Origin of the sequence: Segatella bryantii (genome assembly GCF_022024215.1) — a bacterium.
GTDB lineage: Bacteria > Bacteroidota > Bacteroidia > Bacteroidales > Bacteroidaceae > Prevotella > Prevotella bryantii.
The window spans coordinates 345,001-361,070 of the sequence record NZ_CP091797.1 but is presented as its reverse complement, the minus strand read 5'-3'; the positions used below and the strand labels follow the sequence as shown (position 1 = coordinate 361,070).

At 39.7% G+C, this 16,070-nt stretch carries 14 protein-coding genes (1 of these 14 running past the window's edge); 13 read left to right on the top strand and 1 reads right to left on the bottom strand.

What is annotated here, in order from left to right:
- Positions 1–53 precede the first annotated feature (53 nt).
- The 12 genes from L6471_RS01265 to L6471_RS01210 are packed head-to-tail and all read left to right on the top strand — an operon-like array spanning position 54 to position 10,407.
- A complete protein-coding gene (locus L6471_RS01265; protein ID WP_006282150.1) occupies positions 54–1,145 on the top strand; it encodes a methyltransferase domain-containing protein in 1,092 nt (363 codons plus the stop codon).
- 47 nt (positions 1,146–1,192) lie between these two features.
- Positions 1,193–1,438 carry an acyl carrier protein gene (locus tag L6471_RS01260; protein ID WP_006282149.1) on the top strand — a complete coding sequence of 82 codons (246 nt, stop codon included), beginning with the start codon at positions 1,193–1,195 and terminating at the stop codon, positions 1,436–1,438.
- Positions 1,439–1,466: 28 nt separating this feature from the next.
- Positions 1,467–2,345, top strand: coding sequence for an LpxL/LpxP family acyltransferase (locus L6471_RS01255; RefSeq protein ID WP_027454274.1), 879 nt, complete (start codon positions 1,467–1,469; stop codon positions 2,343–2,345).
- 2 nt (positions 2,346–2,347) lie between these two features.
- Entirely contained in the window at positions 2,348–2,818 is a 471-nt protein-coding gene (locus tag L6471_RS01250) for a pseudouridylate synthase (RefSeq protein ID WP_237797070.1), read from the top strand.
- Between the two features lie 23 nt (positions 2,819–2,841).
- A complete protein-coding gene (locus tag L6471_RS01245; RefSeq protein WP_027454276.1) occupies positions 2,842–3,099 on the top strand; it encodes a phosphopantetheine-binding protein in 258 nt (85 codons plus the stop codon).
- Between the two features lie 23 nt (positions 3,100–3,122).
- On the top strand, positions 3,123–4,310 hold the full coding sequence (locus L6471_RS01240; RefSeq protein ID WP_237797069.1) for a beta-ketoacyl-[acyl-carrier-protein] synthase family protein: 1,188 nt from the start codon (positions 3,123–3,125) through the stop codon (positions 4,308–4,310).
- On the top strand, positions 4,303–4,938 hold the full coding sequence (locus L6471_RS01235) for a beta-ketoacyl synthase chain length factor (RefSeq protein ID WP_173652170.1): 636 nt from the start codon (positions 4,303–4,305) through the stop codon (positions 4,936–4,938). The genes L6471_RS01240 and L6471_RS01235 overlap by 8 nt, the downstream gene beginning before the upstream one ends.
- Positions 4,939–4,943: 5 nt before the next feature.
- A complete protein-coding gene (locus tag L6471_RS01230) occupies positions 4,944–5,294 on the top strand; it encodes an EamA family transporter (protein WP_074549893.1) in 351 nt (116 codons plus the stop codon).
- A 22-nt stretch (positions 5,295–5,316) separates the two neighbouring features.
- A complete protein-coding gene (locus tag L6471_RS01225) occupies positions 5,317–5,658 on the top strand; it encodes a hotdog family protein (RefSeq protein ID WP_006282142.1) in 342 nt (113 codons plus the stop codon).
- 11 nt (positions 5,659–5,669) lie between these two features.
- Complete coding sequence (locus L6471_RS01220; protein WP_074549892.1) at positions 5,670–6,428, top strand: glycosyltransferase family 2 protein; 759 nt, start codon at positions 5,670–5,672, stop codon at positions 6,426–6,428.
- On the top strand, positions 6,425–9,601 hold the full coding sequence (locus L6471_RS01215) for a 1-acyl-sn-glycerol-3-phosphate acyltransferase (RefSeq protein WP_237797068.1): 3,177 nt from the start codon (positions 6,425–6,427) through the stop codon (positions 9,599–9,601). The genes L6471_RS01220 and L6471_RS01215 overlap by 4 nt, the downstream gene beginning before the upstream one ends.
- Entirely contained in the window at positions 9,598–10,407 is an 810-nt protein-coding gene (locus L6471_RS01210; RefSeq protein WP_398360843.1) for an alpha/beta hydrolase, read from the top strand. The genes L6471_RS01215 and L6471_RS01210 overlap by 4 nt, the downstream gene beginning before the upstream one ends.
- Positions 10,408–10,414: 7 nt before the next feature.
- On the opposite strand, the gene L6471_RS01205 is transcribed toward L6471_RS01210, so the two are convergent.
- Positions 10,415–12,889, bottom strand: coding sequence for a glycoside hydrolase family 95 protein (locus tag L6471_RS01205; RefSeq protein WP_027454281.1), 2,475 nt, complete (start codon positions 12,887–12,889; stop codon positions 10,415–10,417).
- 952 nt (positions 12,890–13,841) lie between these two features.
- On the opposite strand from L6471_RS01205, the gene L6471_RS01200 reads away from it, so the two are divergent.
- Positions 13,842–16,070: the 5' portion of an outer membrane beta-barrel family protein gene (locus L6471_RS01200; RefSeq protein ID WP_094448541.1), read on the top strand. 141 nt of this gene lie beyond the right edge of the window; 2,229 of the gene's 2,370 nt are visible here — the first part of the coding sequence; it begins with the start codon at positions 13,842–13,844; its stop codon lies beyond the right edge, outside the window.

Below are 16,070 nucleotides of genomic sequence, written 5' to 3'. Positions count from 1 at the left end.
TATAAGGACATGAAGAGTTAATAACTAAATTAGGAGTTTTTTTTAGATATCATATGCATTTATCAGAATCAGTTCGTAAACAATATACAACAGAACATTTGTCTGCACGCGAAGCTCAACGTAATGCTGAGTTTATCGCTTTTGGTCCAATCATTTTCCAGGTGGCCCGCATTATGGTGAAATGGGGAATATTGGATATGCTTCGCGATAAGGAGATGACGATCAACGAAATCGCTGAAACGACTGGCAAAACGATTTATGCTATCAAATGCCTCATGGAGGCCTCTCTCTCTATCGGACTGGTTCTGATTAACGACGTAACTGACCGGTTCTCTATCTCCAAGACGGGATGGTTTCTTATCAACGACCCGGCAACGGTGGTAAACATGAATTTCAACCATGATGTAAACTATCTGGGCATGTTTGAACTGGAACAGGCGCTTGACCATGGTAAACCGGAAGGTTTAAAATATCTTGGCAACTGGAAAACGGTATACGAAGGACTTTCTCAACTGCCGGCCGACGCACAGAAGAGCTGGTTTAATTTTGACCACTTCTATAGTGACAGTAGTTTTGAAGAGGCGCTGCAGATTGTATTTGCGAATCATCCGAAGACCTTACTCGATGTAGGTGGTAATACCGGAAGATGGGCGCTGCAGTGCGTAAACTATAATCAGGATGTAGAGGTAACGATCATGGATCTGCCTCAACAGATAAAACTGATGGAAAAAGAGACCGCTGGTAAACCTGGAGCAGACCGTATCCATGGATATGGTACTGATATGCTTCATACAACCAATCAGTTTCCTACCCAACCGCATTTTGATGCTATTTGGATGAGTCAATTTCTGGATTGTTTCGCAGAACCAGAAATACAAAGCATACTGGAAAGAGCGGCTAAAATTATGGATGGCAACGCTAAGTTGTATATTATGGAGACCTTATGGGACAGACAGAAATACGAACCTGCCGCCTTATGCCTAACACTGACCAGTCTGTATTTTACAGATATCGCTAATGGCAACAGCAAGATGTACCACAGTGAAGACCTAATTAAAATCATCGAAAAAGCTGGGTTAAAGGTTACTCAAATACATGACCATTTAGGGCAAGGCCACAGTATTATCGTATGCCAGAAAAAATAAAACCAGAATATATACCTAAAAGCCATTAAGGCATAAAAAACAGATACATGAATAGAGAAAAAATCGAAGAGATTGTACGCGAATTCCTTATCGAAGATTTGGAAGTGGAAGAAGAAATGATTAGTCCTGAGGCAAGTTTGAAGGATGATTTAGAAATCGACTCACTTGACCTTGTTGATATCGTGGCTATTGTGCAGGATAAATTCGGTTTCAAAATTAAACCGGAGGAAATGGGACAGGTAAAAACGCTGGCTCAATTCTGCGATTATATCGAAAATAGAATGAATAAATAACAGCTTATTTGTAGCAAATTCCAGAAAGATGGCTGATAAAGTTTGGAAAGGAAATACAGGAGGAACAACATGGATGCAACGGAGCCTCATCACTATGATGGAGTTTATTCCGCTGAGAATAATGTATGTCGTCATCGACATCTTTGTGATTCCTTTTTATATGCTTTTTGTGCATCAGGCTTATCTGGCCATGTACCATTTCTACAGACAGCGACGTGGATGCAGTATGCTGGGTGCGTTTATGAATGTATACCGTAATGAATGTAAATTTGCTCAAATTATTCTGGACAGATTTTACATTTACTCGGGTGGTAAAATGGAATTTGAAATCGATAATTTCGAACTCTACGAACAGCTGGCGAAGAGCGATGAGGCTTTTGTTATCTATAGTGCACACATCGGTAACTATGAAGCTGCCGGATATAAGTTGAAAGCGAACAACAAACGCTATAATGCGTTAGTATATGGGGGCGAATCGGAAACGGTGATGGAAAACCGAAGAAGACTTATGGCCGAGAATAATATTAATATGATTGTCACGAAAGATGACTTGAGCCATCTTTTCGAAATGAATAATGCTCTGAGCAACGGGGAGTCTTTAAGTATTCCAGGCGACCGTATGTTTGGCAGTCAGCGACATATTACTTGTTCTTTTATGGGAGCTAAAGCAAAATTCCCACTGGGGCCGTTTGCTATTGCCGCCCAAAGAGAGACTCCTGCTATCGCTATCCATGTGATGAAGGAAAAGACACACCTGTATCATATTTACATTCAGAAGATACATGGCGAAGGAAAAAATATAAAGGAACGTGCTGAAAATTTGGCGCGAGACTATGTGGCTGGACTGGAGAAGGTGGTTAATGCCTATCCTACTCAATGGTTTAACTATTACGAATTTTGGGCATAATCATGGATGAAAATAAAAAAAAGGTCCAAACTGACGATGGTATCGATATCAGACAGATAGATGTGCATGAACTGCTCTTACAACAAGAGCCTTTTGTCTTTATCGACCAGATGACTTATTACGATGAACGATTAACGACATCCTTATTCAGAGTCAGCCCAAATCATCTCTATGTAGAAGAAGGTAAACTACAAACCTGTGCGCTGGCAGAAGTGATAGCCCAGACCTGTGCGGCACGAATCGGATATATCAACAAATATATACTGAAACGTACCATACAAATGGGATTTATCGGAGCCATCAGAAACCTGAAGGTATATGCCACGCCTCTCGTTGGTGATTTACTCGAAACACAAGTTGAGATCAAAGAAGAAATCATGGGGATGCTTCTCGTAGAAGCTCAGATTAAAAGGGGCGAAGACCTCATCGCTGAAGGTACGCTAAAAATGTCTCTTACCGAACAACCCCAATAAACAATAATCAAGGAAATATAAATATGGAATTGAAAGAACAATTAAAAGCTATGATTATCGAGGCTTTAAACCTCGAAGATATTACTCCAAATGATATCGAAGACGACATGCCGCTCTTTGGAGAAGATGGTCTGGGCCTCGACTCTATCGATGGTCTTGAACTTATCGTATTGCTCGAAAAACATTTCGGTATCAAAATTAAAGACGCCAAAAAGGGTAAAGAGGTTTTCAAGAATATTGAAACCATGGCTACTTTCGTAGAAGAAAACCGTACGAAGTAAACTTCACTTATATTAGCAGGCAAGTGACAAAGCACGTATTTATATCTGGAGCAGGTGTGATTTCTGCCATCGGTAAAAATCAAACGGAGATGCTGTCTTCTCTACAAGAGAGTCGCTCGGGCATTGCTGCTCCTGTCTATCTGAAAACAACCCATCTGGAGTTTCCGCTGGGAGAAGTAAAGGCTACCAATGAAGAACTGGCGGCCTTACTACATCGACCTGTAACTCAGGCTGTTTCCAGAACAGCTCTATTGGGTATGGTGGCCGTTCAAGAAGCCCTGACAGATGCCCGACTCGATGGTTCGCAGCGCATCGCTTTCATATCAGGAACAACGGTGGCTGGTATGGATCAGACTGAATGTTACTATCCTGATGCCTTATCGGCCGACATGATTTGCCAGCATCCATGTGGTAACAGTACCAATAGCATAGCAGACCACTTCGGCTGTTTCGACTATACCACAACCGCTTCTACAGCCTGCAGTTCTGCTCTCAATGCGATTATCTTGGGTAAACTGCTTATCGAAAGTGGTAGATACGATATTGTGGTTGCGGGAGGCACCGAAAGTCTATCTAAATTCCACCTCAATGGATTTAAATCACTGCTTATCCTCGATGAACAGCCTTGCAGACCATTTGACAAGACAAGAGCTGGACTTAATCTTGGTGAAGGTGCTGCCTATGTGGTTCTTGAAAGCGAAGCTTCAGTAAAACAAAGAAATATACACCCTAGATTTATACTCGAAGGAGCAGGAAATGCTTGCGATGCATTCCATTCTACAGCTTCGTCTGAACATGGAGATGGGGCTTATCTGGCCATGAGCCAGGCGCTGACTGATGCTCATCTACTGCCGCAAGACATAGACTATATCAATGCACACGGCACAGCTACTCCTAATAATGATACGAGCGAGAGTGAAGCCATTCGTCGAGTATTTGGCGAGGCTATACCACCTGTAAGCAGCACAAAGGGATTAACCGGACATACGACAAGCGCCAGTGGAAGTATAGAGTGTGTATGCTGTATGCTTGCCTTAGCGCATCAGTTTATCCCTCTGAATGCCAACTGGCAAGAAGCTGACGAAAACTGTATCATACCTTTTACTGACGATAAAGACCAAACTGCTCATGACTTGCGACACGTCATGTGTAATGCTTTTGGTTTTGGTGGAAACGATTCTTCAATTATCATAGGTACCTATCATGAATAAAGTATATATCATCGCCAAGACTCAAGCTGTAACACCAGAAGAATATCGACAGTATATTCATCCGATAAAGACTCGTCGATACGGCCGACTGGTGAAGCGTGCACTGGCTACTGCTCTAAAATGTATACAAGAGAGTGGTATAGATCAGCCTGATGCGATTATCAACGGTACTGCATTAGGCAGTTGGGAAGATTCAGAAAAGATTCTCGACGGTATGACAGCAGAAGGCGAAGACGTAAGTATGCCTACACACTTTATGCTCTGTACCCATAATACGGTTGCTTCTATTATAGGCATCTATACACATAATCATGGGTATAACAATACCTACAGCCAGGGGAAAGTGTCGCTCGAATCGGCGATGCTCGATGCGTTTCTGCAATTACAAATGGGTAAAATCAAGACAGCACTGGTCTGCCAGAATGATGAACTGACTCCTGGATTAAAGGATAAAATCGAAAAAGCGGGACTTCATCCTGCAAACCTGGTGAATGATGATGCGATTGCCTATATGCTTTCTACGGAAAAAGGTGAACACGCGATTGCTGAAATCAGCGATATCATCATCCACCATACTCCTCATGGAGACGAAGCAAAGATCATCACCATTCCCTGTACAAACCAATAAGAGATATGCAACTCATCCTATTAGCCATCATACAAAGTTTGCTACTATGCAGTGGACAAGTTTTCTTAAAATTTGCCCTTAGTCGCATGGGGATATGCTCATGGACATGGCAATTTATATCAAGCCAACTTACGAATTGGTGGTTCTTAGCATGTGGCCTTTGTTATCTTGCAGCATCCATCTTATGGATGTATATTATCAAAACATTCCCCTTCTCGATGGCTTATCCGATGGTATCGCTAAGCTATATATTCGGAATGCTGGCAGCCATGTTTATCTTCCACGAGGATATCCCGATGACGAGATGGATGGGTATATTCCTGATCATGACCGGTTGTGTACTGGTCGCAAAATAAGATACAAAATAAAAAATCTACAATGAAATTACTGCAGTCATTATATACCATCATAGAAGAGAAAGATGATTCCTTCAGTATAAAACTGAATGCAAAGCATATCATCTATCAGGCTCACTTCCCTGAAAAACCGATTACTCCGGGTGTATGCATACTGCAGATCATACAAGAACTTGCTGAAATAAAATGCCACCAAAAACTTCAACTTGACCAAGTTAACAACCTGAAATTTGTAAATCCTATATCACCAGGAGACCATCAGAAATTAGATGTTATCTTGAATATCAGCGAAAACCTCAACGTAAAAGGATACATTAAAAGTGATAAAATCTTCACCAAATTTTCAATTCTATTCAAAATCTAACTGGACTTGTTATGGATAATACTGGTAAAATTATTGACAAAGAAAGAATTTGCGTTATCGTACCTACCTATAATAATGGAGGTACTATCATAGACGTTATCAAACGTATCTACAAATACACCAATCATGTCATCGTGGTTAACGACGGATGTACAGATCAGACCGCCGAAAGCCTTGAACAAGCTGCTTTCGAACATATCGAAGTGGTAACCAATAAGAAAAATAAAGGTAAAGGGAGCGCATTAAAGGAAGGGTTCAAAAAAGCTATACACCTAGGCTATGAATATGCGATAACTATCGATGCCGATGGGCAACACTATCCTGAGGATATCCCGTTATTGGTAGATGCACATCTTAAAAATAAAGGATCATTTATTACCGGCGAACGTACACTAAACCCGGAATTAATGAGAAATGGCAGCAACTTTGCTAATAAATTTTCTAATTTCTGGTTTCATCTGCAGACTGGTATTAATCTTCGTGATACCCAGTGTGGCTATCGCATGTATCCGCTCCATTATATCCACTCCAGTTGGTTTATAACATCTCGTTACGAATCAGAACTGGAATTTCTGGTATATGCAGCCTGGCATGGCGCTCCAATTGTCAGCGTACCTATCCAGGTGTACTATCCACCTAAAGAAGAACGTATCAGTCATTTCCGTCCCGGTTATGACTTTACACGAATCTCGATATTAAATACGTTTCTAACATTGATAGCACTCGTCTATTTCATACCGAAACGTATGATTAAAAAAATTATATCATGAGTATTTTTTTTCTAAAAATATATCGTTTTTTCAACCAGCATAAGTACATTGCCCTTGCACTTCTGCTGGCACTGACTGGAGTGTTTGCCCTGCTTGCACTCCATATTCATTATGAGGAAGACATCGCCAAATTCCTTCCTAAAAATGAGAAGACCGCCCGTTTCCAGAATATCTATCAGAAAATTTCTGCTCAAGACAGGATTATCTTTCTCTTAACATCGAAAGATTCTGCCCGGAAAGCTGACATCGATACACTCGAAGAGGCTATGGATGAACTTGGGGAAACTCTCGAAAGTAAGACAAAGGTAAAAAATCTGCAGGTTACTATCGATGAGATCCAAACTCAAAATATGCTTGGGTTTATCCTGCAAAATGCACCTTATTTCCTTACTGAGCAAGATTACCAACATATCGACTCGCTTCTGGCTAATCCTGACTATGTGGAAGAACAGATGGCACAAAACGTACAACTGGTACAAATGCCTATGAACGACGTGGTCATGGAAACGGTAAGACATGATCCCGCACACCTGTTTAATCCGCTCTTACAACGACTAAAAAATCTGAAAATCGATAATGAGGTGAAAATGCGAGACGGCTATTTGTTTACAGCCGACGAAAAATATGGTATGATTACCTGCTCCACCCCATACGGATCGAGTGAAACCCAGAAGAATGCCTTGCTTGCCGATGACTTACAACAGGTTGTCGACAGTATGCAGAACCAATACCCTACCCTGAAAATAACCATGGTAGGTGCTCCACTCATCGCTGTAACCAATGCCAATCAGATCAAATCAGACTCCATGCTCTCGGTAGCAATAGCCGTGTTCTTTATCTTAGCCCTGCTACTGTGGCATTATCGCCGCATCGCTGATATGCTATGGATAGGCTGTTCGCTGGCATTCGGTTGGCTTTTTGCCTTGGCAGGCATGGCCCTGTTTAAAGATTCTATATCTATTATCGTACTCGGTATCGGCTCTGTTATTATCGGCATCGCCGTAAACTATCCGCTTCATTTTCTTGATCATATTCGCGAGGAGCACGATCGTAAAGTAGCCCTCAAAGATATGGTACCCCCACTGCTTATCGGCAATATCACCACCGTTGCCGCATTCTTCTGTTTGATAGGATTAGATGCTCAAGCCATGCGCGACTTAGGTCTTTTTGGGTCGCTCATGCTTATCGGTACGATACTTTTTGTACTTGTATTTCTACCAGTGTATGCCCAAGGAAGTAAGCTAAAACCTAGGGCTGTAGCTGAACATATCAAATGGAATATACATATTCCGCACCTGCTGCCCTTAGTGATCGTCATAACGATCATACTAGGCTATTTCTCGCTGTCTACATCGTTTGACTCGAACTTGCAGAATATTAACTATATGACGAGCGACCAGAAACATGATTTGAAATTACTCGCCGCTACCGTTAAAGAGGCTCCGGTGTATATGGTGGCTGAGGGTAAATCGCTCGAAGAAGCGCTGCAACAAAACGAAAAACTGATTGATACAATCTCACAACAGCAAGAGATATCGCATATCACGGGTATAGGAGACTTTGTTCCTTCTCGCAAGCGACAGGAAGAACGACTGAAAAACTGGAACGCTTTCAAGCAAAAATATGCAGCGCGACTCAAAGATGAAATTATAAAAACTGGAAAAATACATGATTTCGATAAGGAAACTTTTGCACCTTTCCTTGCTAACCTCGATAAAAACTACACCACTCAACCGATAGCATACTTCAAACCGATTGTGGGACAGGTTGCTGATAGCTATATCCTCCAGGATAAGACGGGCTATCAGGTAGTAAACTATGTCTATACCGCTGATAAAAACAAAACGAAGGCCATGACACCGCTGGCTTTCTCAAGCGAGGATCTCAGTAATCAACTGGTCACTATTCTCAACGATTCTTTCAATTATATCGGTATCGTTTGTGGATTTATCGTGTTTTTGTTCCTGTGGATTTCGTTTGGAAGCATCGAACTCTCGGCCTTATCTTTCCTTCCTCTGGCGGTATCATGGATATGGATTTTAGGCATAATGCAATTATTCGGAATCCAGTTTAATATCGTCAATATTATTCTTGCATCTTTTATCTTTGGTCAAGGTGATGACTATACCATCTTTATCACAGAAGGTTTGATGTATGAATATACCACTGGCCGCAAACGACTGGAATCGTATAAAAACTCTGTCATGATATCAGCTATCCTGATGTTTATCGGCATCGGTTGCCTCGTTTTCGCCAAACATCCTGCCTTGCAATCATTGGGAGCGGTGACAATTATCGGAATGATTACTGTCGTGATGATGGCCTATTATCTTCCTCCACTTGTGTTCCACTGGCTTACGATGAAACATGGTGCTAAGCGGGAAGTGCCTCTTACGCTGAAACGCTTGATTTATAGTGGTCTTACCTATACGGTTTTTTCCTTCGTCATGCTGTGTATAGGCTATCCTTATACATGGTTTCTCACTCATCTGGGCAAGATGGATGAAAAACGTAAGTTGAAACTGCATCATGTCATACAGTATTGGAATGCATGGGCGGTACGAAACCTTCCTGGTGTAAAGTTTAATATCAAAAATAAGAATCTGGAAGATTTCAGTAAACCTGCTATTATCATCTGCAACCATCAGAGTCATCTTGACCTTATCACATTACTACAACTCTCACCCAAAATGGTTTTCCTGACCAAAGACTGGGTATGGAATAACGCTTTTTTCGGACCAATTATTCGCCATGCCGAGTTTTATCCGATAACAAATGGTGTAGATGATAATATGATTCACCTAAACGACTTATTCCGTCGAGGTTATAGCATCTGTATTTTTCCGGAAGGAACCCGAAGTAGCGACTGTCACATACAACGTTTTCACAAAGGGGCTTTTCTACTTGCACAACAGTTAAAAGCGGATATACTACCACTCTATCTACATGGAGCAGGACATGTTATGCCAAAGTACGACCATATTTTACGCAACGGACAAATCACATTAGAGATTGGCGATCGTATACCTTATGATGCTAGTATAAATGCTCGTCAACTTACCCAGCTCATCCACAAAATGTACCAAAAACATTATGCTGAAATGCAGAATGAATTAGAAACGGAGCAATACTGGTCTGCATACGAGAAATATAGAAAGATTTATCAGATATGAATATAAAGATCCGAATCATCGCTTTCACAATAGCCTGCTCGATGGTACTCTCCATACAAGCACAAAAAGTAATCGAGTTTTTGCCTAAAGGAAAAGCCAAAACGGCAATTATCGTTTGTCCCGGTGGCAGCTACTGTTGGTTGGATAAAAAGACAGAAGGGATAGATGTGGCACACTGGTTGAACGAAAATGGTATCGCTGCTTATGTTCTCTACTATCCTACAGCCGGTTGGGCGGCTTTTGCATACCATAGTCGCCTGATCTATCGAGGTCACCAGTATCCCGATCAGATCAATGCGCTCAATAAGACTCTTCAAAAGGTTCGTAGCAAAGGCTACCAATTTGTCGGTGCAATGGGATTCTCTGCTGGTGGACACCTGGTACTGACGTCGGCTGAATATAGTCCTAAAGACATCGCACCCGATTTCGTCGCTCCGATATATCCGGTAGTAAGTTTATCTGCTGCTTGCACTCACAAGCGCTCTCGTCGCGGACTGTTAGGCGAATATCGTAAACGCAACAAGATGTTGTGCGATTCGCTTTCTATGGAAAAGCATGCGGATCGTATCACCTGTCCTGTATTTCTTATCAACTGCACGGACGATCCTATCGTAAATTATCGCAATTCAGAACTAATGGACAGTGCATTGACAGCACATCATAAACCACACTTTTATCGCCAATTTAAAACGGGTGGACACGGTTTTGGTGCTACTGCAGAAAAGACTTCTCCAGAGGCTATCAAATGGAAATCTCTGTTCATCAACTGGCTAAACCAATTGATCAACAGAGATATCATCCAATAGAATTGTTTTATTGAACGGCTTGAAGATAAATGACCTCACCAGGTGATGTCATGATATCATAGACAAACAACTTCTTCTGTGGCTGCAATTGCAAATGAGCTTCAGAAGAGACGATAGCTTTTTTACCCTGTGCCACTTTAAAGAGCGGATTAGGATTATCGCCCTGAGCAACAACCAGCTGTTTATCTTTACTCTGCAGAGGTGTATACGATGCTATGCGAAGATTACCACCGATCACAGACTTCACCTCGGCTGTAACCAGTTTACCCTGTTTCCAGTTCATGGCTACTTCAAAATTTCCACGAGCCTTCAAACCCGAAACCTGTCCTTGCTGCCATACATCAGGAAGAGCTGGTAACAGTTGTACCATGCCATCCTGGCTCTGGAGCAACATCTCTGCCACTCCAGCAGTAAAGCCAAAATTACCATCAATCTGGAAAGGCGGATGTGCATCAAAAAGATTCGGATACATTCTACCCTTAGGATAGTTGGCTGCATCAGCATCAGATGGCAATACACTTAACAGATTTCGCACAAGCTGATAAGCATGGTTTCCATCTAACAAGCGTGCCCAAAGATTAATTTTCCAACCAATACTCCATCCCGTAGCTTCATCACCACGCTGAACTAATGTATTGCGAATAGCTTCGAACAACTCTGGTGTGCGGGTAGCTGATATCTGATTACTTGGAAACAAGCCATAGGCATGAGACACATGGCGATGGCCGTCCTTCGGATCATCAGCATCTTCAAGCCATTCTTGCAACTGGCAATATCGACCTACTTGCATAGGAGCAAGCTGACGAATATGTTGTCGCAAACTATCGGCATAAGCCTCCGACTCTCCTAATACTTCTGTTGCCTGCAATGCATCTTGAAGTACATCAAAAGCAATCTGATTATCCATCGTACAACCAGCAGTTACAGACGGTTTGCCATGAGGACCATGTTCGGGCGAAATACTTGGTACTGTAACCATATAGCCATATTTCGGATGACGAACCATAGCGGTAAGATAGAAATCAGCTGCTCCTTTCAACTGCGGATAAAAAGTACGTAAGAACTGTTGATCTCCTGTAAAGAGATACCGTTGCCAGAGATGGGTAGAAAGCCAACCAGCTCCATTCGGCCAAATACCCCAGGTGGCACCATCTACCATACCCGTAGTTGCCCAGATATCTGTGTTATGATGAGCCATATATCCTTTCGCCCCATACATCTTAGATGCTGCTTCTACACCAGTCTTACTAAGATTTTGCACCAAACGGTATAAAGGCCATTCGTTATCTGAAAGATTGGTGGTCTGAGCGGGCCAATAATTCATTTCGGTATTAATATTTATGGTATATTTGCCATCCCATGGCGCATTCATATCTTTATTCCAAATACCTTGCAAATTGGCTGGGGTTCGACTATCTATCTGGGATGAAGAGATGAGAAGATATCGTCCATACTGAAATACTAGTGTAGCAAGAGCTGGATCATTACTTTGCTGAAAACGACGTAAGCGTTCATCTGTTGGTAAAGAAGTTTCATTCGTGTTTTCGCCTAAATCGAGTGAAACACGACCAAACTGGTTCTGATACACTTGCTCATGTTGCTGAAGTAATGCTTCGTAAGTATATGGAGATGCTGTCTGCAATTCGCCAAAGGTTTGTGCCTCTGCATCCAGACTAACCTCATTATAGCTTTTGAAATTGGTACCCATAGCCAAGCGAATCTCTACTTGATTCGCATTCGTCACCTCAATCGACTCTCCATTTCGCTTTATTTTACCTCCAATATTCAAGACACGGGTAACGGTACTCGCCTGAATAACTCCTTTTATGCCCTCATGATCTGCACCATAACCTAGCATACAAAGATCGCCCTGTTGATTCAAGGTGATAGCATGGCGAAGTGGAGAGGTATAATGTAATTTAAAGGATATAGAACCACGTTTAGAAGCCGTTAAGCGTATTACCATAACATTTGCATGATGCTCTGGCGATGAGAATGTGGTAAAGACTTCACGCTTATAGGTTACTTTACCTACTTGGAAAGTAGTCGTAGAAACTGCACGATTAAGATCTAACTCTCTACGATAATTACGGGTATCGCCAGCACGATAATTAAAATCGATTTTTAGAGAGCCTACGCTTTCATAGGGCATACCATGTTGACCCGTCATAAAATTCCGATTAATCATAGCATGAGCCGCTTTCTCTTGACCATCAAAGATAAGTTGGCGAACTTGACGCAAGGTATCAACGGGAATGGCACGTACATTACTATGGGGACCTCCACCCCACACGGTTTCTTCGTTGAGTTGAATTTCCTCAGATTGGACACCACCATAAATCATACCGGCAATACGTCCGTTACCAATTGGTAAGGCTTCTTGCCAAATAGAAGCAGGATGATTATACCACAATTTAAGTTCCTGGGCTGCCTGGAGTTTTAGACAACTTAGAACGAAAAGTAAAAAAAAGATTTTTTTCATGTTTATTACAGGTTCTAAATCAAGAGAAAGATTATCTCTCTGGTTTATATAAAGTTTGATTGCAAAAATAATAAAAAAATTTGAATTAATAACTATTCAAATCAAAACCTTTTGATGAATAAACGAATAGACATAAATCACATACTGTATAAAACAAAAAAAACGAAGGAAAATTCCCTCGCCAATTTAGGGGATATCCAGCCCAATTGGCTGAACCCCTTTAAATCGCAAATTGTTAACCTAAAATGAATCTTTACCTACTTATAACCTAAAAACCTATATGTTAACCTAGTCTATATATACAATCTTTATTTACCTATCTATTACCTAATGTAAAACCCTTAATTACCCTAAACAATCAATTAACCTTAGTTTGGTACTGCAAAAGTACAAATACTTTTTGAATTAACAAGTAAAAAATATGTTTTTTAGCATATTTTTCACCCTTTTCTTGTTTTATATCAATTTTTTTGTGTACGAACACAGTTTTTAACTTTAATAAAGCAAACTTACCTAAGAAGGAAAAACATAAACCAACACAAATTACAAAGATAAGGGAGAAGATTAACAATAGACCAAAAGCGATATACAACTTTTCAATACCTAAAAAGTACTTGATGAATAACATCAACTAAATGAACACCTGCTTGTTGGATTCACAAATCGCGAAAATTTACTAAAAATTTAAATTGTGTAAAACAAGTCTTAATTATTATAATATAAAAAATAATCATTATAAGTTTCAGATTGTTATAATATATTTGCAAATGAAATAAAATTTCAACTATACCGCTGCATTTACTTACTATTTGAACGATTATTCTGATATTATATTGCATGCGAATAATATCCAGCCCCGTCTGGTAAAAAAGGCGTATACCTACCCAGAAACGTTATATCCAGGACAACTAATTCAATAAAAAAACAAAACCAATTAGAAACCAATTAGAAAATGAAAGATTTATTTTTTGAATCTCTTCATACTTTATTAAGTACTATCATTTTTCTACTCATAGCATATATGCCCGTTGATGCACAAAACAATATCGTTCGTGGGCATATCTATCTACAAAACTCAAAAGAACCACTCGCTTATGCAACAGTAAGAAACGCTACTTCTAAAGCAATAACTTATTCTGATAGCTTAGGCTATTATGAAATTAAAGCCCAACATGCTGATAGTCTTGTATATAGCTATATTGGATGTTTAGATCAAATATTCCATGTTACTAATCAAAGCCAACATGATGTCTATTTAAATGATCAAGCCCTGAGTCTTGGCGAGGTAGAAATAAGGGGTAGAAAAAGGCCTATTCAACTATTACATAATGGATTATTAGTCCGTATGGATGCTATTAAAAAAGACGGTAAAATACTCTCTGATATCCTACCCCAAATACCAACTCTACATCTCAAAAATAATACGATTACAATGGCCGGAAAGGACATCGTTTTAGTATATTTGAATCATCATCAACTATATATTAAAGGTAGCGACTTACTAGAATATTTAAATTCACTAGGATTGGATAATATCGAAAGTATCCAAGTCATCTCTAATCCTCCTGCAAAATATGAGGCAGAAGGAAACATCGGAATTTTGAAAATCATAACGAAACGTTCTGTTAATCCAGGATGGCAAACTCGCTTATTAGGCAAAATATCAGCAGCTCATGATTTGTCTGCTGGAGGTTCAGCGAATATCATTTATTCTAACCAGAAATTAACGATAGGAAATATCATCTTAGGTAGCCATTCCAATAATTTCACACATAGCAGATATTCTAATTACTTCGAAAATGAGGTCATTTCTACCAATAATCCAAGAAAAAACAAGATTACAAATGTAATGATGCTCACGAACTTCAACTATGTTTTTGATCACAAAAATAATTTATCAGCTACGCTGCAAATACCATGGTATGACAAAGATAAAAATCATGATATCGAGAACATTACTAGGTACCAATCTTTAAATAATACAGTTACAGACTCGATTATGTCTTCTCTTGGACAGGGGTATTCTGGAAATCATCAGTTTAATGGAGAAATGAATTATGCACACTCCTTTAATGATCATTCAGATATAAATGTAACAGCAGGATATATTAATAACTATATCAAAAACTATAGAGGTTGGAGATCTATGACCTACAACCCACTACTTTCTGAAGACGAAACATATTTCAGTCGTGGTCATCAGAATTATGATATTTTTACCTTTAAGATAGATGGTAAGAATCAATATAAAAAAATAGATTTTACAGAAGGCTATAAATTTTCATATACAAACTCTACATCATTTAATGAAAATAACGAAACTTTATCGCCTAATGCCATACCACAAAATACCTTTGGCTACCGAGAGACAAGTCATGCTTTATATCTGAATTCATCTTTTTCATACAAGGCTTTATCTGTAGATCTTGGTCTTCGAGGAGAACTCACTTATACGAAAGGAATATCATATACATACCAGCAAACTCATACGAATCACTATTTTAGATGTTTTCCTTCTATTGATATGAGGTATGTGATCAATGATAACAACGTTATCAATGTAAACTATTCTGGAAGAATTAAAAGACCTGATTATCACTTATTAGATCCTTTTCGATGGTACAGCAGCAAATATGATTACTCGGAAGGAAATCCTTTTCTGAAACCATCAAATATACACTTGGCAAGTCTTACTTATATGTACAAGGATCTTTTATTTACTAGAATTTACTCCTCTAACACGACCAACGACTTTGGAAAAATGGTTATCCTAGATGCAGACCATATCCAAAATCAAATAGAAAGGGCTGATAATTATCTAGATATATATCAGTTTGGAATTAACTCGGAGCTTAATCTTCAAATAGGTACGGCGATTGAATCAAAATTGTCTAACGATATTACCTATACCAATTACAATTCTAAAGCAGCTCAATTTAAAAGCATAAAAGGATGGGGCGTGAATTTCACACTGGATAATACAATTGCCATAAATAAAAAATTGTCGGCTTCGATATATATGGAAGATAACTTACCAGGTTATTATAATTATCGAAAGTTCAGAAATTCATTCTTGTTGAATATTGGACTACATTATACCAACAAAAAGAAGGATATGACGATCCGTTTACAAGCAGAAGATATATTAAAAAGTAGTACTCCTAAGTACTCATACTATTCA